Raw genomic sequence first — 17783 nt, 5'->3', positions numbered from 1 at the left:
ACCCCCAAAACCGTTTCTCTGCCTCGGACCCCTCCATGCGCGTCGTCAAACCCCAACGTCTCTCCGTCTTCCAGCGGGTGTTCACCCTCCGCGGCGAACACCATTTGAGCGTCGGCATTTGCGTCTTCTTCCCCCTCGAAGCGCCGGAGGTGCCCCTGCCCGAAGATGCGATGTGGCAGAGGGTCACGCCCGAGCTCGGCAAGGGCGCCGCCGGGGCAGAGCCGATCCTCGACGAGGGGATGCCCAAACCGCGGGGCGAAGTCCTCGTGTACGGCACCGCCTTTGCCCCCGGCGCCAAGGCGAGCCCGGCCTTCGCCGCCCGCCTGAAGCTCGGGCCGGCGGAAAAACCGACCCTCGACAAGACCATCTATGCCGTCGGCAAACGCGTCTGGAAGAACGGGGTGCCCTCGGATCCGGAGCCGATCACCGAGATGATCATCGCCTGGGAAAACGCCTTCGGCGGTCCTTCGTACCCGCAGAACCCCCGGGGAATGGGCCTCTCGACGGTCGAGGAGGAGGGCCGCTCGGTGCATTATCTCCCGCACCTCGAAGATCCCCGGCACATGATCACCTCGCCGCGGGACCGACCGCCGCCGGCTTCCTTCGGGGCCCTCGATCCCACACTCGAGGAGCGCCGCGCCAAACTCGGCACCTATGGCTCCGAGTGGCTCGAGAAGGATTTCCCCGGCTTTGCCCGGGATATCGATCCCGAGGCCTTCCAGGTCGCGCCCGCGGATCAACGCATCGCAGAGTACTTCCAGGGCGGGGAGGCAATCGCTCTCGAAAACCTCCACCCCAAACGATCGCGCCTCGAAAGCCATGTGCCCCTCCTTCGCGCCCGCGTCTTCGTGTCGAACGCGGAGACGGCGGAGGGCGTGGCCGCCGAGGAAGTTTTGCGCGAGGTGGCCACCCGCCTCGAAACCGTGCTCCTCTTCCCCAATCTGGAGCGCGGCGTCGCCATCTTCCGAGGCGTGATCAAGGTCGCTGAGGACGACGCCGGCGACCTGGCGGTGCTCCTCGCTGGCCTGGAAAGGGCCGATGCGCCCAAGCCCGCCACGCATTACCGCGAGGTGCTCATCAAGCGCCTCGATGAAGAGAAGGGGCTCGTCGAGGCCCTCCGGGAGCGAGATCTGCTCCCGGAGCTGCCGCCGAACGCGCCCCTGTTCGACGAGGAGCTCAGCGGCGACATGGACGACCTCCTCGACGACGACGAGCTCCTCGAAAAACGCGCCAGCGCCCGGGCCGAGCGCGATCTCGCGCGGGCGCGGGAGGATCTCCGCGCAGCCGGTATCGATCCCGAGGAGGCGCTCCCGAACCGCCCTGTCGCGGCAGCGCCGATGCCGCAGGGCGACGATCTGGCCGACTACATCCAGGGTCTCGACGCCGAAGCGGACATGCTGGAAAAAGACATGGATGCCCGGTCCAGGGACGCGGAGGAGAAGGCGCGCAGAAACTGCTCCGCGCAGGGGATCGATTTCGACGCGCTCCGTGAAAAGTCGCAGCGTGAGGGCGGAGGACCGCCGAAGTTCCGCGCGGACGCCGAGATCGCCCAGATGCGCGATCTCGCCGCAGCATCCCGCAAAGCCGGCGCTCCGATACCGGATCTCGAAGCCAAGATCGCGGATCCGAGATTCGTCGCCGACCTCCGAGAAATGGAGGCCTCCTCGCTCGAGGCCTATCGCGCCCATGCGCACCTGTTGCCTCCTGCCGAGGCTCTTTCGGACGCCGAAAAGGCAAAATTGCGCGCCGAGGTCGAGGCGGCGGTCGGCGCGGGCGAGTCACTCGCCAGACGTGATCTCACCGGCGCGGATCTGCACGGTTTACGGCTCGCGGAGGCCGATCTCCGCGAGGCGTTGCTCGAGGGAGCGGATCTCTCGGATTGCGATCTGAGCTCGGCGGATCTCTCGGGCGCGGTCCTGGTCCGCGCCATTTTGAAGGGCGCGCGCTTCGAGGACACCCAGCTCGTGGGCGCCAACTTGGGCCTCGCCGAGGCCTCGGGCGTGCGCTTCGCCGGCGCCAATCTCCACGATGCGGTCCTCTACAAGACGCGCCTCGATGGGGCCCAGCTCGCCGGGGCCGATCTCACCGGCGCCGAGTTCTTCGAGACGCTGGTGTTTGGCGCCGACTTCACCGACGCCGACGCACGCGAGGTGCAGTTCTATCAGCTCGATCTCACCGAGGCGCGCTTCACCGGGGCGCAGCTCGGCGAGGCGACCTTCGTGCAATGCAAGGGGGCGGGCGCGAATTTCGACGGCGCGACGCTCGTGGAGACCAGCTTCCTCGATTTCAGCGGCGAGAAGGCCTCCTTCCGGGAGGCTCAGGCCCGAGGCTTGACCGTGATTGCAGATTCGGCGCTGCCGGGCGCGGATTTCTCGGCCGCTGATCTCGAAGAGGCCAACCTCAGCGGGGTGAACCTCGAGGGCGCCAATTTCGAGGGAGCCCGGGCCGAGGGCGCGGACTTCAGCGAGGCCGTGCTCCGCGGCGCGCGCCTCGCATCCCTCGGCGCTCGGGAAGCGCGCTTTGCCCGCGCCGATCTCAGCGAGGCCGATCTCCGCGGGGCCAACCTCATGGAGGCCGTCCTCGACAAGGCCAAAGTGCCGGGCGCGATCTTCGAGAAAGCCAACCTCTTCGGCGCCAGCCTCCTCCACACCATCGGCGATGATCGCACGAGCTTCGCCGGGGCGCTGGTGAAGCAGGTGGCGTTCACGAGGCACGAAGGATGACGCGCGACGAGCTCCTCTCCTTGATCGACGAGGGCGAGATCATCGAAGACGCCGATCTCGCCGGCCTCGATCTCTCCGGCCTCGATCTCGGCGGTGTGGTCTTCGAGGGCGTGAGCTTCCGGGGGGCGAAGCTCATGGCCGCGAAGATCAGCGAATCGATCTTCAACGCCTGCGACTTCGGCGGCGCCGAGCTCAGCGGGGCCAAGGCCCGTCATACCTCCTTCCACGAATGCGATATGCAGGGCGCGGCCTTCAAAGGCAGCGATCTCGTGGACGCGAAAATCATCGAGTGTGACCTGTCCCGGGTCTCCTTCGAAGGCGCGGACCTGACCATTGTCGATGTGATCAAGGGCCGCGCCGCCGAGACCAGCTTCCGCAAGGCCAAGCTCGATCGATTCGTGCTCGTCGAGACCGAGCTCGAAAAGATCGTCCTCGACGAGGCCGAGCTCGAGCGCTGCTGCCTGATGGCGGCCGACCTCTCGAGCGCCAGCCTGCGCGGGGCCAGGATACATCTCTCGGTGCTCAGCGGAGCCAAGCTCCGAGGGCAGAATCTCTCGGGGATGGCCCTGTCCTTCACCATGCTCGACGAGGCCGATCTCAGCGGTTGCGATCTGCGCGGAGCAGAGCTCGTGCAGACCAACTTCAAGGGCGCCAAGCTCATTGGCGCCAAGCTCGACGGCGCCAATGCCGAGCGGGCGATGTTCGCCGAGGCCCGGCTCGGCGGCGCCTCGGCCAAGGGAATCCACGCCCGGCAGGCGGTCTTTCAAAAGGCCAACCTCGAGGCCGCGAATTTCGCCGACGCCTGCCTCTACCAGGCCAATTTCCTGCGCGCCGCGTGCAAGCTCGTGAACCTCCGCGGCGCCGATCTCAGCTATGCCGATTTCTCCCACGCCGGCGTGGAGGAAGCGGATCTATCGCACGCCAAGCTCTTCCGCGCCCGCTTTCACCAGACGCGCGACGAAGGAGCGGTGTTCACGAGCCGGGCCGGCGCCCTGGGCGACGACGAGGAGCTACTCGAAGCAGAGCGTTGGTCTCCTTGAGAGGCCTCTTTCCAGATACGGAGACGAGCGATGCGAGATAACTTGGCGAGACAGCGGACCGAGACCCTGGCCACCCAGGAGGTGGGCACGGTGACTGCGATCCTGGGCAAACGCCTCATGGTGCGCGTGGGCTCGGGCGAGTACGAGGCCGAGAGGGCGGTGAGCTGCCTGGTCGAGCCCGAGCTCGGGGACCTGGTGCTTCTCGCCCTCCACGACGAGGGCTGCCACGTGCTCGCGGTGCTGAAGCGCGAGGGCGCAGGGGCGACGCGGCTCGTGGCCGAGGGCGATCTGGAAATGAGCGCGCCCGCGGGCAAGGTGACGATTCGCGCCCAGAGCGGCATGTGCATGGCCACGCCCGGCGAGACCACGCTGGCCTCGGGCAAGGTGCGGGTCCACGCCCGGGAAGCGGCCCTGGCCGTGGAGGCCATGAGCTACCTCGGCGATCAGCTGGTGGCGAAGATCGATCACGTCAAGACCGTGGCCCGATCGGTGGAGTCGGTGGCCGATCGCTGGGTATCGCGCGTGGCGCGAGCCTATCGCTTCATCGCCGAATCGGAGCAGGTCCGGGCCCGGTATTATGAGGTCTCGGCCAAGGCCGCGGTGAACATCAAATCGCAAACCACCCTCGTGAAAAGCGGAGAGTTGACCAAGATCGACGGCGGTCAGGTCCACATCGGTTGAGGAGGATCCCATGTTTGCCAATACCCAGCGCGCGGGCATGGCCTTCGCGATGCCCGACGTATGCCTCACGCCCCCGGGGCCCACGCCGATCCCCTATCCCAACTTCGCCGCCAACCCCATGGCGGTCTCGGCGGTCTACAAGGTCCTGTTCGTGTGCGCGCCGGCGCATAACATGCGCACCAAGGTGCCCATGACCAACGGGGACAATCCAGGCATCACCGGCGGCGTGCTCTCGCGCTCGGTGATGAGCACCTCGCGGCACACGATGGGAGCCCGCAAGGTGCTCATCAAGGGCGCGCCGGTGACGCGATTGACGAGCCCCACCATGCAGAACCGCACCAATGCCCGGGGCATGACCGTCGCTCCGAGCCAGACCAAGGTGCTGATTCTCGCTCCCTGACGACGCCCGCATGAAAGAGCAAAACCGCCTCCGCCTCGAGCGGCTCACCGCGCGTTATGCGCGGCGCATCGCCGAGGGGCGGACGCCGGACGAGGCCGATTTCCTCCGGAGCTTCGCGGCCCTCCGCGACGATCTGCTCCGGCCGAAGATGGAGGAATTCGCGGCCGAGCTCCGGCGGGCCGGGCACGAGGCCGCGATCCTCCTCGATCAAGGGCACGATACCCCGAGCATCGAGCTCGCCCTCGGCCTCCAGGGGGCCACGGGGAGCCGCAACGTGGTCGGCTTCTGCGTGATCCGCTGGAAAGGATATCCGCTCCAGATCCTCGCCTATCTGGAGGTCAACCCGCCGCCCTTCGATCTCGAACGCTTCGCCGACGCCCGAGCCATCGAGGCACCGCGGGTGGAGCAGATCCTCATCGACGCCGTCGAGCACATCATCATGTGCAACGCGCCCTGATACTCAGCGCGGCCGGCGAGCGCAGCGAAACCCCACCCAGCTCTTCGCTTCCGCAGGGTCGTAGCCGATCCTTTGATACGAGCTCAGGCTCGCCGCGTCGTTGTTCCAGTCGCCGCCGCGCGCCTCGCGGCCCCCGATCATATTCGTCACGTTGGCGCAATCGACGCACTGTTCAAAGTACACGTCGTGGTAGTCCAGGGTCCACTCGCGCATGCTGCCGGCCAGGTCGGCTTGTCCCCATTTCCCATCGCCCGCAGGGGACCTGGAGCCGACGTCCGAGATGTCGGCGAGCGTCGCGGTCGGACAGCCCTGATCCGCCTCCGAGTAATTCGGGCAATACACCGCATGGCCATCGTCCGGCGCGGCGTTTCCCCACGGGTAATTCGTCTCTTCGCTGCCGCGGGCCGCTGCATAGTTCCACTCGGCCTCGGTCGGCAATCTGCCGCCATCCCAGGCGCAAAAGGCGAACGCGACATACCAGTTGACGCAATTGATGGGCTTGTGCTCGCCATCGCCGGGCTCGTCCGTCCAGGTCTGGTAGTATTCGTTGCACTTCAAAGTATCGGTGAGCTCGACCTGATCCTGCGGTAACGGCCATGAATCGTCCCACCCGCTGTACTGCATGTTCGGATGAGCCCCCTCGCCCGCGGCCGGAATACTATTAGGATACTCGATCCAGAACTTTCGAAACCGCCCGACCGTCACCTCGAAGCGATCCAGCCGAAAATCGCTCACCGTGGCCGGATAAGATTTGTTCTGTTCCAGGTCGAGACGCTCGTACGCCCCCCCCGTGACGAGCGAGTTCGCGCAGCATATCTCGTCTTTCTTGGGCCCACACGTGGCCGCCAGATCCGCGCAGCTCGCGAGCGAAGAGCTCGGCACGACGTCGTCGATGCAACCGGCCGACCCCACGGCCAGGGCGAAGGCGCACAGGAGAGACCACTTCGAAGCAGCCATCAGAATCTCCCGAAAATCGACGCTCCGGCTGCGCCGGGACCGACCCAGGGCGTCACCGCGACGCCCTGCGACTCGGCCGGTTTCGAGCGAGGCGCTGTCGCGATCCCATAAATGGCGGCGCCAAGCGCCAGGACGCCTGCGCTGCCCAGCCCCAGGGCGAGGCCGAAATCGAGGCTCTTGCGCCTGTTGTCCGCCTGGTAGTCGTAGCCCGAGGCGCAGTACGTGCCATTGTAGCTCACGTCGCAGTTTTTTTGCAGGGCGTCGATCGCGGCCAGATCATCGTAGACGAAATAGGCGCTGACGCCCACGAGCGCGAGCCCGGCGCCGCCGACGATCCACGCCCAGACGGGGACACCGCCCTTGGACGGCGGCGTCGTGTCGACCTCGAGCGCGATCTCGACCGTGCTCGTCTTGCCTTCTTCGAGTGTCACCTCGAACGTGCGAGGCTTGCGGCCCGGGGCCCGCGCGCTGACCTCGTGTTTGCCCGGATCGACGGGGAGCGCCTCACCCCACGCGCCGCTCGGCAAATCCTTGCCGTCCCGCGAGACTTCGATTCCGGCAGGAGGCGCGGTGACGACGACCTTCAGCCTGGGCAGGCGCGGCTCCAGGTCCTTGATCCCCTGGTTTGCGATGTCGTCGAGCTCCCGCTTGCGCGCGTCGCCCGCCGTCTCGCGATTCAATGTCCGTGCGCGGTGGTAGTCCTCCCACGCGGTGGCGAGCTTGCCGTCATGCTCGTGGCATCGGGCGATGTTGAGCATCGTGCCGGCGGATGGGTTCAGCGCGAGCGCGGCCTCGAATTTGGGGCAGCCCGCAGCATAGTCTCCCTTCTTGACGAGATCGCGGCCCGCTTTGAACAGCGCCTCCGCGGCCGCAGGATCCGATTTCACGGGCTCGGCGTGCGCCGTGGCCGCACCCGAGACGATCGCCCAGGTCACGCATGCCACGGCGGGCCGGAAGCGTGCCCCGCGGCGCGCGGCTTCACTGATGGTCGAGCGGATCATGACCTGTCTTGGTCCCTCTTTTGGGCCGGACCGCGCCCTTGACGGGCCTTGCAGGCGGCGCCTTTGCGTCCACCGCCGTACCGCTCGCGGACGCCGTGCCGCTCACAGACGCCGTATCGCTCGGGGACGCCGCGACGCTCGCGGGCGCCGCAACACTCGCGGTTCCGGCGGGACTGGGCTCGGACGACGCCGGACGCTCTCCTTCACTTTCCGGAGTGGAAACAGGCTCGCTCTGGGCCGAGGAGCGCGACCACGCGAGCGCGCCCAGCCCGACGGCGAGGCTGGCCGCGAGAGCGATGCTGACCGCCACCGCGATCGTGCGCGGCTTGCTCGCCGGCGATTGCGCGAGGCTGAGCCCCGAGGGCGACAACGTTCCGCCCGCCCCCGAAGCTGACCCCGGCGCGTTGACGGCTGCTGCGCCCGGCGCCGGCGTCGGGCCGAGCGCGTGATTCTGCGACGAGGCTACTGCGCCCGGCGCCGGCGTCGGGCCGAGCGCGTGATTCTGCGACGAGGCTACGGCGCCCGGCTCCGACGGCGGGCCGAGCGCGTAATTCTGCGACGAGGTGCTCATCGAGATGGGCCCGCTGCCGCTCACCACCGCCGCGAACGCGTCGGCGAGCTCGCCCGCGCTCTGGAATCGCTTGTTGACGTCGCGTGTCAGCGCGCGCTCGAAGAACCAGTCCACGTCGGGGCCGAGAGCGTCGTGGATGCTCGATGGGGCAGGGATCGGGTCCGTGCAGATCTCGACGAGGAGATCGCCGATCTCTTCGCCCAAGAACGGCAGCCGGCCCGTCACGCAGCGGTAGGCGATCACTCCGAGCGACCACAGATCGCTGCGGGGATCGACCTCTTTCCCGCGCCGCACCTGCTCCGGGCTCATGTATTGCGGCGATCCGATCAGCGTGCCCGTCCTGGTGGCGTTTCCAGCGAGCACCGGACCGTTCGCCTTCGCGATCCCGAAGTCGAGGATCTTGACGAGCTCCTCGTCGCCGTTGCGCGCAAAAAAGAGGTTCGCGGGCTTCAGATCGCGGTGCACGAGCCCCAGCTTGTGCGCGCGGCGAAGGGCCTTGCAGACCTGTTGCACGATGTCCAACGTGGCTTCGAGCGAGAGACGCCCGACGCGGACGAGCCGGCGCTCGAGGTCCTCGCCGTCGAGCAGCTCCATCACGATGTACGGGCAGTCGCCTTCCACGCCGTAGTCGTACACCTGCACGACGTTCGGGCTCTTGATCACCGCGGACGCCTGCGCCTCACGCTCGAAGCGCGCGCGTGCGTCGGCGGAGGCGGCGAGCGCGGGGGCCATGAGCTTGACGGCCACGCCGGTGCGGAGCTGGAGATGCTCCGCGAAAAAGACGGATCCCATGCCGCCCTTCGCGAGCGGGGGACCGAGCCGGTATCGGCCGGCGATGATGCTGCCTTCTGTGAGAGCGCTCATGCACCTTCCGCCACGGCTCGCCGCCTGGCGGACAGCCTAACAATAGCCGAAACCATCTGCTCGTCCTAGCAACCGTTGATTTCCTGCTGCGCGCCCCGCGGCCGGTCCGACGCTGGATGCGTGAAGCGGTATCGAGGACCAGGAAACACAAAAGGGTTTCGCGAATGTCAAGTGCTTTTGTGCGCCCGCCCCGGCCGAGGAGGATCAAGGTTCCGAAGGCGCGACTGTGAGCTGTCGGATATGGAAGCTCATCGGCCCAGCCCAGGCGAGGAGTCCTTGTATGCCAGACCCTATTTGGCGTACCTTGCACGTGCATGCCGAACGACCCGTCGGACCCTCGCCCCCCGCCTCACCAGCGCTCCATTTACGTCGCGCCGAACCAGAAGGGCCAGGTCATCTGCCTGATCCCCCGCTTCCACTGGTACTCCGCGCTTCTGCCGAGCGAACGCGATGTCGTCGAGATCCGGGTGCGTGATTCGTCCGGCGAGGTGGCCGGCGCTCTCGACGTCGGTCCCGAGGGCATGCAAGTCGACGGCCGGCGGCGGATCGATTTCACGCGCTTCCCCCCGACGGTCGACCACGAGATCAGCATCGGTACCGAGCATGCACGGCACGCGCCGCGTCTGCGAATGAGGATCGATGCGCTCTGCGCGGCGTTCATCAACGAAGACGCGGGCTCCGTTGCCCGGGCGATCACGGTCCTTCCGCCGGACGAGGAGTGAGATCCCAGCATGGATGTCATCGTTCTCATGGCCGCCGATCGAAAGGGAAACATCGTCGGCGGTTGTCGGTTCGAATTTTCCATCGATGGCGGCAAGACCTTTTCGCCGGCCCAAGCGGACGGGATGAAGTGGTCCTTTGCCGTTCCATCGGCCAGCCAGCTCGATTCGATCATCATTCGCGGGACGCCGGCGGCGCCTCAGTACTGGGCCGCCGAGGGGGCATTCAAGGCCGATTCGAACGGCGCGCTCATCCCAGCCGGGGCGTCGCCCGCATTCTTCTTCGTCGAGGGGACGTTCGTCATGGAAGGCCCAGCGGGCCCGGAGCGGACCTGGGGGATGCATACCGTCACGGTGATCCTGTTTCATCTGTCCATCTTCCGGGACAGGACGCAGGAAGCTTTCGAGGCACTCAAGGCGAACGCTGACAAATGGGTTAAGAACGCCGACGGCAGGTGGTTACCACCGGGAGAGCCAACGTCCTGGTCCACGCCCACGCTCCCCAATGGTGAGTTCAGCCTGGTCACGCCCGAGATCCTCGGCACGACGACCACGCTGGTCACGCCGCCACCCGGGCGAGAGCCCCACCCCCCCTTGGTGGTGCCCCCGCTCAGCTTCACGCGCGGGCGGTATTCACCGCAAACGACCGATTTCATCCTCGAGCGCAAGCAGGAAGGATCGCTGCCCAAGGCATTTCTGGTGAGCTGGCCCAGATCCTTGCGGCGCACCGTCGACGCAGGCCCCACGCCATTTCTCGTCTACTTGACGCATCTCCTCAATCAGAATTTCGAGGAGCACAATGCTGGTGATTCTTTCCAGGATTATCCGTTCGGCTGGAACTACCTTTATATTTCGGTGTACTCCTATCTCAACTACCGCGAGGATCCGCTGAAGACCTACTCACGTGGTCTCCTCTACCAGATCGCAGCCTCGCAGAAGCAACTGGTACTGGTCATACCCGTTGGCGACGCGCGTTTGAAGGACAGCCGTGAAGTCGGCGACTGCGTGAATGCGACTCTCCTGGAGGAGCTGCTCGAGGCGATCCAATCCTTTTGCTTCCGTGCGGCTGGGCTTTTCCGTCCCCCCGTGCAACACGTTGGCCGCGTGGCGCTCGCGTCGTTCAGCTCGGGAAACGAACAGCTCGCCTATTTCCTGGCGCGAGACGAGAACAAAGCACACCCGTTTTACAGAAACACGCTGCGCGAAGTCTATTGCTTCGACATACCTCGCCACCGCGTCGCTGCCCTCGCAGCGCACGCCGTGAACTGGGCCTCGGTGGGCGAGAAGCACGAGGAGAAGGTGATCCGCATCTACGGAACGAGTGCAGGAGCCTTCGTGCCCGTTCATCAAGCGCTTCTAGGCAAACCTCCGCCCCGGGACCATGCCTATGTCGCGAGCACGGCGCACCGCACGGTCGCAGTGCTGCCCGAGCATTCGTGGCTCCCCATTCTTCCAAACACGTACTCGAACTGGGAAGACCTCGCGCAGCAGGTGCACCAGCTCTTCTGCGGGGCCATGCTCATGGACGCGCTGCGGAGGAGTCCGGGGTTCTGATGGGACCAGGTGCGGGCCCGAACGCACAGCGAAACCCGAGATCCGCACCTCGCGTTTCGGGCCGTGTCACGTTCACTGGGTACCAGGGGACGCGGTCCGCACCGATGCTGCGCCACCCTTCTCCCATGATGACGATGCGCTCACCATCCGAAGATGGCTCGTTGCATTTCCCTTCACTGTAACACGTGACCGTCGCAGTCCACTCCGAAACGTTGCCGTAGAGATCACGCACGCCGAACGCGCTCGCATCCAGAGAAAATGCCCCGACCGGCGCCGTGGAAGGCGATCCATCCGACGTATCGAATGCGGGCCACCATCGGATCGGCAAGCGGCGGCTGAACCTCTGGGCACACTCCGGCCCGCAAAGGTTCGCGTGTCGATGGGTGGGCAATTCAGTCCCCCAGGGGTACATCCGGCCATCCGGCCCGCGGGCGGCCATCTCCCACTCTTCCTGCGTGGGCAATCGCCTGCCGAGCGAGCTGCAATAATGCTCAGCCTGTTGCCAGGTCATGCAGGTGACGGGGTGTTCCAAGAGCTCCTCCGCGCTGCCGGGATTGCAGTACGGCTTGCGCGGCACATAGATCGTGCCGTTCTTGTGATATTCGGTCGCCTCCGCAGGCGTGCATGCACGCGCGGGGTCGGCGACGCAGGCGCGATAGGCGCGGGCCGTGACCTCGGTTCTGTCGATGCAAAACGATGACGTCTCGAGGGACCGCGGGGTCGGCTCCACGGTCAGCGTCAGCTTGCCGCCGGGGATGAATACCGTTCCCTCGGGGCAGTCTTCGGGCTTCATCTGGGGCTGAGCCTGTTGCGACGCAGCAGCCGCGGGCGGTGGGGAGGTCGCGGCCATGGGCGGGGGAGCGGATGGTGAAGCGGAAGCCGATGCCATCGCGTGTGGGCTCTCCGAAATCCGCGCCCGTTCTGCCGGCGCGCACGCGGTGCAGCTCAGCAAAAGCCCGTAGATCAAGGGGCGCAACGCCCCGCCGCTGCTCGCATCGTCGGTCGCCATGAACCTCGCCTCGGCTCTCCATCGTCTTATCAGCAAATGGGAAGAATCGCAGAACCTTTCGCTCGGATCTCTACGCGCGTGGTACAGCCAACATCGCAGCGCATGTTCGCGCCGTGGAAGTCGACCATGCCCCTCCCCAAAGGCACCTCTCTCTTCTACCGCCCCTCCAAGAAACGCTGGGTTCCGCGCTCGAAGGCTTGCGTGAGTCCGTACTGCCCCCACGGTTTGCCCTGCTGGTTGAGCGCGACACGCCCATCCTTCGGCCCGCGCTCCACGTGCTCGAGGAGCCGCGCGAGCGGGGCCGTCATGGGAATCTCGCGTTGCCCCGTCTTCGGCGTGTGCGTTTCGCCGTAGGAGCGGCCTTCGCGCACGCTGAGGAAGCCGCCTTGCGCTTCGCCGTTTGTCCCGGGGAGGAGCACGTCGCGCCGACGTAACGCGCGGACTTCGTTGGGGCGAAGGCCGGCGTACGCCATGAGCGCAAACGCGAGGCGCTGGGAGGGGACCGCGGAGGCGAGAATCGTGTCGATGTCCCTTTCGGAAAGGATTTCGAGGATGCTCTTTTCCGCGGGTTTGAGTCGAGGCAATGCGGGGGGCAAGCCCGCGAGGTAGCCGCGGCTCGTCGCGAAACGCAGCACGGATCGGAGGACGATCTGCACGTTGTTTCGCGTGGTGCGGGCGCGGTCCTGCTTGGAGAGCGCGAGGTCGAGCTCGGCGGCCGCGGAGCGGTCGACCTGGACGATGGGGAGATCGCCGAAGGTCGGGAGGAGGTGGCGGTCGAGGACGAGCGCGTAGCCTCAGCGGGTGGTGACCTTGAGGTCGGTCAGCATGAAGGTGGAGCGGTATTCGCTGACGACTTCGGAGAAGGTCTTCGTGGGGAGGGCGGGGGTGGTGGATGGGGTGGGAGGGGAGCCGGCGGGGGATGGTGCCGGCGGCGCGGGAACGTCGTCCTCGGGCGCATACGGGGTGCCGAAGCGGGCGAGGTTCAGAAGGACGCGTTTCTCCTCGGCACGAGCGCCGGGGAGCGTCTGGACTTGGGCATCCTTGCGGTACCTCGCCCGCTGTCCGTCTTTCGTCTTGTAGCGGATGTCAATGAACAGCCGGGTTTCCCCGCGGCGGTTGACTTTCCGGATTGGCATGATCGGGTCCTTTCCCGGTCATCCCAGCCGAACTGCGAGGGGTGAAGTGTAGCACAGCGCGAAAAGGTGGTGGGCACCGAATGTGCTCGTCCAGCGTCGAGCTATGAGAGCATATCGTCCACCTGCTCAAGCAGCTGCAAGCGCTCACGATCGAGCCGGTTGGTCGATGCCAATGTGCGAAGAAAACGCTGCGCACGTTCCAGCATCGGGCGCACTTGAGGCATGACCGAAGGCTCCTCCTTGAGTCGACATAGCGCCACGTTGTAGCACGATGACGCAACGTTGGCCTGCCTCATGGGACTATTCGGGTCCAACGCATACAACCGTTCGAATATGTGAAGCGACTGCAAGAACGACATCAATGTTACAGAGTTGTTACCCAATTCATGCTGAATGGTACCGATCTTCTGAAAATTCCCTTCCGAGGTCTTCTTGCAGCAGCTCGTTACCCGGAGACTGCTCGCATAGCATCTGAGTAATTTCCAGAGTGGCCTGCTGGCTTCGTAAAGCATCCAACAAGCGCCCGCTCTCGTGGTAAGCAGACGCCAGTCGGCTGCCGATACACGTGAGGCCCCGCCACTCAAGATGGTTGTACTCAAGCGCATCTAGCAAGTGCGCGCGACATCGAAACTTCGGCCGTATGCATCCATAGCGGCTGAAGTATCACCACAAGCACGAGACGCGTCGCCGACTAACATGAGATGAACCACCATCCGACCAAGCCAGCGACCATTCGCGGGGTCGGATACAAGCTGCTCCTCGATTAGGGACAAAGCACGCTGATATGCTTGTAACGCATCCCTGACCTGGCCAGCAAATAGGTGCAGATTCCCCAGCCGACCATGTGCGACCGACAACATTTCCACTTGCGCATCTTCGTCTACCTGCGCATCTTCGTCTACCTGCGCAGCGACAGATTGCTCGCGGCTCTCAAGCGCGCACCTATAATAATTGCGGGCCTCGTCCACTTCGCACCGTACGAAACACAAGTCGCCCAGCGCAATACCAAGCGCGCTTCGCTCACCTTGAGTGGCCAGCAGTTCGGCTCGCGAAAACACTGCCCTGGCGTGCGCCTCACGCGCCGGGGACAACAACTCCGTTTTCGAATCGGCACGCGCAGTAAGAATTTGCCAGAAATGTTCAGGAGACGGCGGAAACAATTGGTTCACCGCTCGAACGACCACCGTCAACCCTGTTCGGAAGCGCTCCCCACCCACAAACCAGCGAACATAATCTGCCACAATTGGATGTATAACCACATCTCCATCCAACGACCCACGTGCCGGATCGAGTAGTGACAACTCCACAAGTCTTGCCACTGCAAGTGCAAGTGCCTCAACATCTCCCTCGTCCCCGTGCGCCTGAGCGACACGTCTGGTGAGCAGACTATCGATTGGAGTCCCGGGCGCCAGGCACGCAAGCAGCGGGAACAGCATGCGTGCGCGTTCGTCTACGGGCTCCTCACCACGCGAGAGTAGTTGCATACTCAACGCGTACGTCCTTGCAATCGAGTAGTCGTGATCGAATATCGACGCACCTGCGTGCTTGGCTGCGTCCTCAAGCGCCTCCGTCAAGCCCCGCTCGTCGAGCCTTAGCCTGTACATTGAGATTGACACACTCCGCCCCACGCGACGCAGATATGCTCCCGCGATAGACAGTGCGAGAGGATGTCCTCCCAAGTCCCGTACCGCCAATGCTCGAGCGGCCGCCTGCTCGTCAGTGTCGAGCCACGAGCGGCCGCTTCGACAGAGGAGAAGTGCTATCGCGGCGTCGGCGTCCAGCGCGCAGACCTCGAAGGGCAGCGCAAACGGCAGATGGCGAAGACGCGTGGTAATTAGTACACGCACGTTCAAGTCTGGCGTCAGAGGCCAGAGTATTCTTCCACGCCGATCTGTCGGCTTTGCATACCGCTCGACTACCTCCTCTACCTCTCCCCAAATATCATCCAGAATAATCAGCCGTGGACCTATCTTTCCGTCCCAAGCCAGCGAAAAAAAGCTGCCGCAGCCACCTCATCTTGTTCCAAGGGCTCGTCGGGGAACACTCTACGGCCAGACTCGGCCAACACGTGAATCGGCCCCCGCTCCAACACCATCGAATAGAATACGCCGCCTGAGTAGTAGTCCGCATAACGCAAGCCGTACTCAACCGCAAGGCGGGTCTTGCCGATACCCCCCCACCATGAACAAAGACTCGTCCTCCGCTGAGACTGACGGACGCCTGGATCTGGGCGTGCAATGAATCGAGATCCTTATCGCGACCTATTAGACCATCCCCAAGGCTATCGATGGGTATGCCGTAGAAGCGCGAAATAGGTCGCACGTTCTGTCGGCCATGTTCAGTCTTACCGACTCTGGACGACGCCGCCTCTTCGGCCCAGTTCTTCCACTGACGCAGCAACTCCACTGAGTACGCCGCGGTGTCGCTATCGATTATCTTCGCACAGGTCTGACACAACCAGATTCCGTTCTCGGGCGATGCGCGCTGCTCCGGCGTCTGCGTGTCATCAAAGCGAGGGCCGCCCTGCGCTGCCGCCGCAATATGTGCGGCAACCCCAACGTTAACCATACGACCAGGATCTGTGTGTGGCGCGGTGGTCAGTGCCCTGCAGTCTGGATTTGAGCAGATGTTTCCAACTCGGCCCGCGAGGATCCGCTTTGTAGCCTCGCTGAAGTCGTCTCGCGCGGACATCCTCGTAATCCTCAGTCTCGATCCACGAACAAGCGGTCAACTTCGTCGAAGTAGAGCTCCAGGGGTTTGCGGCGTACGCCGAACTGCTTTTCGATCATTAATCCCACGATGCTCTCGCCATCCAGCAGAATGATGGGCACAGCACCGCGCTTTACAGATGCCCCCTTGGCACCTTCGGTAAATTCGGACGTGGTGAAGAACAGTCCCTGCTCGAACTCCCCCTGAATGGCGCCACGGAATTTGTCGACCTCTGGGCGGGGCACACTGGTCTGCCATCGCTTGCATTGGAACGCGACGTTCATAGTGGCAAGACCAACCTTTAACAAGCCATGCCCGTCAATTCCGCCATCATGGGACACGGTGGTGACTTTCATGTTGAGGAAACCGTATGCCTCCAATAACTTCTTTGCAAAATGCTCAAACTGCTCCGGTGTAAGTGCGATCAGCCTTTCTAGGAGATTGTCCTTGAATTGAGTGAGATACTCATCCTGAAGAGCCATAAGATTCAACGGATTTGCCGGCTCGGTGCCTGCGCCAGAATTGTTGGCAGCCAGCCTTGCGCGCCCCTGATCCGTGATGGCCCATACTCCACGACGCGGACTCGACATCTCGCCCTTGGTGATCAGGCTCTGCCGGACCCATTGAACTCGATTTGTCCACTTAGAACTCCCTGACTCCAGCTGCTCGACAAGGTCTTCCTTGGTCAAGTTTGGGAATCGCTTCTCCAGCAGTGGGTAGACGTCGCTGGGCTTGGCCTCCCCTCCCGGAAACCTTGCGAGGACTTGCAGCAGCGGAAGTTCAATCTGGGATTGCTTCGGAATCATGGCGCGCCAGTCTGAGTCACCTATCACACAACTCTTACAGCGTCTAGTCTGCCAACTTGGGCTCTCGCCGTAAGCAACAACCTCCCACCTCCGACGCTACTCCACACACTCGTTCGAGTCCCTCTCACCGCACCACTTGACCCCGCCGACAAACCTGTGCAAGCCTCCCCACATTGATCCACGGGAGGGCCCCATGCGCATGCACGTCTCCGCCGACATCCCCCTCAGCGAGCCCAACGCCTCCTCCGGCCTCGTCACCTGATTCTCCATCGACATCTTCCCCGACGCCGCCGCCCCCAACCCCGCCCGCATCGGCCACGCGCGCGTCGCCCGCATCCACATCAGCAGCGCCCTCGACCTCAACGTACCCCTCCTCCACGTGCTCGACGCCGACAACGCAGATCCCGAGGCGCTCCACGACATCTTCTTCGAGAACGAGACTGCCCAATGACGAATACCTAGAGGGCGGCGGCAACGACGCCCTCTACATCAGCGAGCTCGTCATCGACCCCGCGTACGAGGGCCGCAACATCGACCTCGCCCTCGTGCGCCGCCTCTGCGACACGCTGGCGCCAGGCTGCACCGTCGCCATCCTCCCGTATGCCTCCCAGCGCGACATCGACCGCTGGACGCCGCTCGGGTTCGAGGTCACCCCGCCCGGCGGAGCCGAGGGCTACCTGCATCTCCTGCTGGAGACCCGTACGGCGCGCGTGGACGATCCGGATCACCCGGGGGTGTTCAAGGTGCTGCCGAACTTGCCGGAAGCCGGCCTTCGCGGGACAGGTGGTGGCAGGGCGTAGCCGGGCTTATAGGGATAAGTGGTCGCTGTCCCCTCTGGGATGGCCCCTTCCCGCAACCGACCACCGTCAGGCCGAGGCCTCCGCGTCACTTACTTCTTACCAACGTTCGATTCTCGGGCAAGCTCAGCCGATACGGCCTTGAGTATGAGGTCCACAGTCTGCGCACCGGACGAGGTAAGTGTCCAAATGAGCCCCGGCACAGCTTCGTCGTCGTACGGAATCGGCATGGCTAGTGTCCTGAGTTAGAAATACGTTCACAAGCAACCGCTACCCGTTCGAGGATCTCATCTGCCGACTTGGTCCACACGAAGGCCTTGCCGGCGGTGTTGTGGGCCTCGATGTGGGCGACGATGGCC

Annotated in this window: 18 protein-coding genes; 8 read left to right on the top strand and 10 right to left on the bottom strand. The window is 64.5% G+C overall.

Features of this window, described 5'->3' with window-relative positions; translation table 11 throughout:
- Positions 1–35 precede the first annotated feature (35 nt).
- From KEG57_RS28535 to KEG57_RS28515, 5 genes are read left to right on the top strand one after another with little or no spacing between them, the layout of a single operon-like run.
- A complete protein-coding gene (locus tag KEG57_RS28535; RefSeq protein ID WP_272426798.1) occupies positions 36–2723 on the top strand; it encodes a DUF2169 family type VI secretion system accessory protein in 2688 nt (895 codons plus the stop codon).
- The gene (locus KEG57_RS28530; RefSeq protein ID WP_272458973.1) at positions 2720–3763 is read left to right on the top strand and encodes a pentapeptide repeat-containing protein; all 1044 of its coding nucleotides are present in this window, start codon (positions 2720–2722) and stop codon (positions 3761–3763) included. The genes KEG57_RS28535 and KEG57_RS28530 overlap by 4 nt, the downstream gene beginning before the upstream one ends.
- 30 nt (positions 3764–3793) lie before the next feature.
- Positions 3794–4444, top strand: a complete 651-nt coding sequence (locus KEG57_RS28525; RefSeq protein ID WP_272426800.1) for a DUF3540 domain-containing protein — start codon at positions 3794–3796, stop codon at positions 4442–4444.
- 10 nt (positions 4445–4454) lie between these two features.
- Positions 4455–4844 (top strand): DUF4150 domain-containing protein, encoded by a 390-nt coding sequence (locus KEG57_RS28520; protein ID WP_272426801.1) that lies wholly within the window; start codon positions 4455–4457, stop codon positions 4842–4844.
- Between the two features lie 10 nt (positions 4845–4854).
- Positions 4855–5301 carry a hypothetical protein gene (locus tag KEG57_RS28515; protein ID WP_272458972.1) on the top strand — a complete coding sequence of 149 codons (447 nt, stop codon included), beginning with the start codon at positions 4855–4857 and terminating at the stop codon, positions 5299–5301.
- A gap of 3 nt (positions 5302–5304) precedes the next feature.
- Here the strand turns inward: KEG57_RS28515 and KEG57_RS28510 are convergent, their stop codons facing one another.
- From KEG57_RS28510 to KEG57_RS28500, 3 genes are read right to left on the bottom strand one after another with little or no spacing between them, the layout of a single operon-like run.
- On the bottom strand, positions 5305–6258 hold the full coding sequence (locus tag KEG57_RS28510) for a formylglycine-generating enzyme family protein (protein ID WP_272458971.1): 954 nt from the start codon (positions 6256–6258) through the stop codon (positions 5305–5307).
- Entirely contained in the window at positions 6258–7259 is a 1002-nt protein-coding gene (locus KEG57_RS28505; RefSeq protein WP_272458970.1) for a peptidase associated/transthyretin-like domain-containing protein, read from the bottom strand. Before KEG57_RS28505 ends, KEG57_RS28510 begins: the two co-directional genes overlap by 1 nt.
- Positions 7237–8694, bottom strand: coding sequence for a serine/threonine protein kinase (locus tag KEG57_RS28500; RefSeq protein ID WP_272458969.1), 1458 nt, complete (start codon positions 8692–8694; stop codon positions 7237–7239). The genes KEG57_RS28505 and KEG57_RS28500 overlap by 23 nt, the downstream gene beginning before the upstream one ends.
- A gap of 314 nt (positions 8695–9008) precedes the next feature.
- Between KEG57_RS28500 and KEG57_RS28495 the strand changes: the two genes are divergently transcribed.
- Entirely contained in the window at positions 9009–9416 is a 408-nt protein-coding gene (locus KEG57_RS28495) for a hypothetical protein (RefSeq protein WP_272458968.1), read from the top strand.
- A gap of 9 nt (positions 9417–9425) precedes the next feature.
- Positions 9426–10967, top strand: coding sequence for a hypothetical protein (locus tag KEG57_RS28490; protein WP_272458967.1), 1542 nt, complete (start codon positions 9426–9428; stop codon positions 10965–10967).
- Here KEG57_RS28490 and KEG57_RS28485 read toward each other — a convergent pair.
- The 7 genes from KEG57_RS28485 to KEG57_RS28455 all read right to left on the bottom strand — a co-directional run bounded on the left by KEG57_RS28485 (position 10933) and on the right by KEG57_RS28455 (position 17075).
- Positions 10933–11817 (bottom strand): formylglycine-generating enzyme family protein, encoded by an 885-nt coding sequence (locus KEG57_RS28485; RefSeq protein WP_272458966.1) that lies wholly within the window; start codon positions 11815–11817, stop codon positions 10933–10935. The two genes, KEG57_RS28490 and KEG57_RS28485, sit on opposite strands and share 35 nt — an antisense overlap.
- A 314-nt stretch (positions 11818–12131) precedes the next feature.
- Positions 12132–12632 carry a site-specific integrase gene (locus KEG57_RS28480; RefSeq protein ID WP_272458965.1) on the bottom strand — a complete coding sequence of 167 codons (501 nt, stop codon included), beginning with the start codon at positions 12630–12632 and terminating at the stop codon, positions 12132–12134.
- Positions 12633–12770: 138 nt separating this feature from the next.
- On the bottom strand, positions 12771–13112 hold the full coding sequence (locus KEG57_RS28475) for a hypothetical protein (protein ID WP_272458964.1): 342 nt from the start codon (positions 13110–13112) through the stop codon (positions 12771–12773).
- Positions 13113–13213: 101 nt separating this feature from the next.
- Complete coding sequence (locus KEG57_RS28470; protein WP_272458963.1) at positions 13214–13408, bottom strand: hypothetical protein; 195 nt, start codon at positions 13406–13408, stop codon at positions 13214–13216.
- Between the two features lie 309 nt (positions 13409–13717).
- Complete coding sequence (locus KEG57_RS28465) at positions 13718–14686, bottom strand: tetratricopeptide repeat protein (protein WP_272458962.1); 969 nt, start codon at positions 14684–14686, stop codon at positions 13718–13720.
- Positions 14687–15814: 1128 nt separating this feature from the next.
- The gene (locus KEG57_RS28460; RefSeq protein WP_272458961.1) at positions 15815–16627 is read right to left on the bottom strand and encodes a restriction endonuclease; all 813 of its coding nucleotides are present in this window, start codon (positions 16625–16627) and stop codon (positions 15815–15817) included.
- Between the two features lie 124 nt (positions 16628–16751).
- On the bottom strand, positions 16752–17075 hold the full coding sequence (locus KEG57_RS28455; RefSeq protein WP_272426811.1) for a hypothetical protein: 324 nt from the start codon (positions 17073–17075) through the stop codon (positions 16752–16754).
- Between the two features lie 97 nt (positions 17076–17172).
- On the opposite strand from KEG57_RS28455, the gene KEG57_RS28450 reads away from it, so the two are divergent.
- Positions 17173–17427 (top strand): hypothetical protein, encoded by a 255-nt coding sequence (locus tag KEG57_RS28450; protein ID WP_272426813.1) that lies wholly within the window; start codon positions 17173–17175, stop codon positions 17425–17427.
- The last annotated feature ends 356 nt before the right edge of the window (positions 17428–17783 follow it).

The sequence above is a fragment of the Polyangium jinanense genome, assembly GCF_028435365.1.
Note: the sequence above shows the minus strand (reverse complement) of the source record. Positions and strands in the feature narration are given on the sequence as shown.

Bases quoted from the DNA above. Each gene is read 5' to 3' on its own strand.
- KEG57_RS28535 (WP_272426798.1), top strand. From the start codon at position 36: ATGCGCGTCGTCAAACCCCAACGTCTCTCCGTCTTCCAGCGGGTGTTC.
- KEG57_RS28530 (WP_272458973.1), top strand. From the start codon at position 2,720: ATGACGCGCGACGAGCTCCTCTCCTTGATCGACGAGGGCGAGATCATC.
- KEG57_RS28525 (WP_272426800.1), top strand. From the start codon at position 3,794: ATGCGAGATAACTTGGCGAGACAGCGGACCGAGACCCTGGCCACCCAG.
- KEG57_RS28520 (WP_272426801.1), top strand. From the start codon at position 4,455: ATGTTTGCCAATACCCAGCGCGCGGGCATGGCCTTCGCGATGCCCGAC.
- KEG57_RS28515 (WP_272458972.1), top strand. From the start codon at position 4,855: ATGAAAGAGCAAAACCGCCTCCGCCTCGAGCGGCTCACCGCGCGTTAT.
- KEG57_RS28510 (WP_272458971.1), bottom strand. From the start codon at position 6,258: ATGGCTGCTTCGAAGTGGTCTCTCCTGTGCGCCTTCGCCCTGGCCGTG.
- KEG57_RS28505 (WP_272458970.1), bottom strand. From the start codon at position 7,259: ATGATCCGCTCGACCATCAGTGAAGCCGCGCGCCGCGGGGCACGCTTC.
- KEG57_RS28500 (WP_272458969.1), bottom strand. From the start codon at position 8,694: ATGAGCGCTCTCACAGAAGGCAGCATCATCGCCGGCCGATACCGGCTC.
- KEG57_RS28495 (WP_272458968.1), top strand. From the start codon at position 9,009: ATGCCGAACGACCCGTCGGACCCTCGCCCCCCGCCTCACCAGCGCTCC.
- KEG57_RS28490 (WP_272458967.1), top strand. From the start codon at position 9,426: ATGGATGTCATCGTTCTCATGGCCGCCGATCGAAAGGGAAACATCGTC.
- KEG57_RS28485 (WP_272458966.1), bottom strand. From the start codon at position 11,817: ATGGCCGCGACCTCCCCACCGCCCGCGGCTGCTGCGTCGCAACAGGCT.
- KEG57_RS28475 (WP_272458964.1), bottom strand. From the start codon at position 13,112: ATGCCAATCCGGAAAGTCAACCGCCGCGGGGAAACCCGGCTGTTCATT.
- KEG57_RS28470 (WP_272458963.1), bottom strand. From the start codon at position 13,408: ATGAGGCAGGCCAACGTTGCGTCATCGTGCTACAACGTGGCGCTATGT.
- KEG57_RS28460 (WP_272458961.1), bottom strand. From the start codon at position 16,627: ATGATTCCGAAGCAATCCCAGATTGAACTTCCGCTGCTGCAAGTCCTC.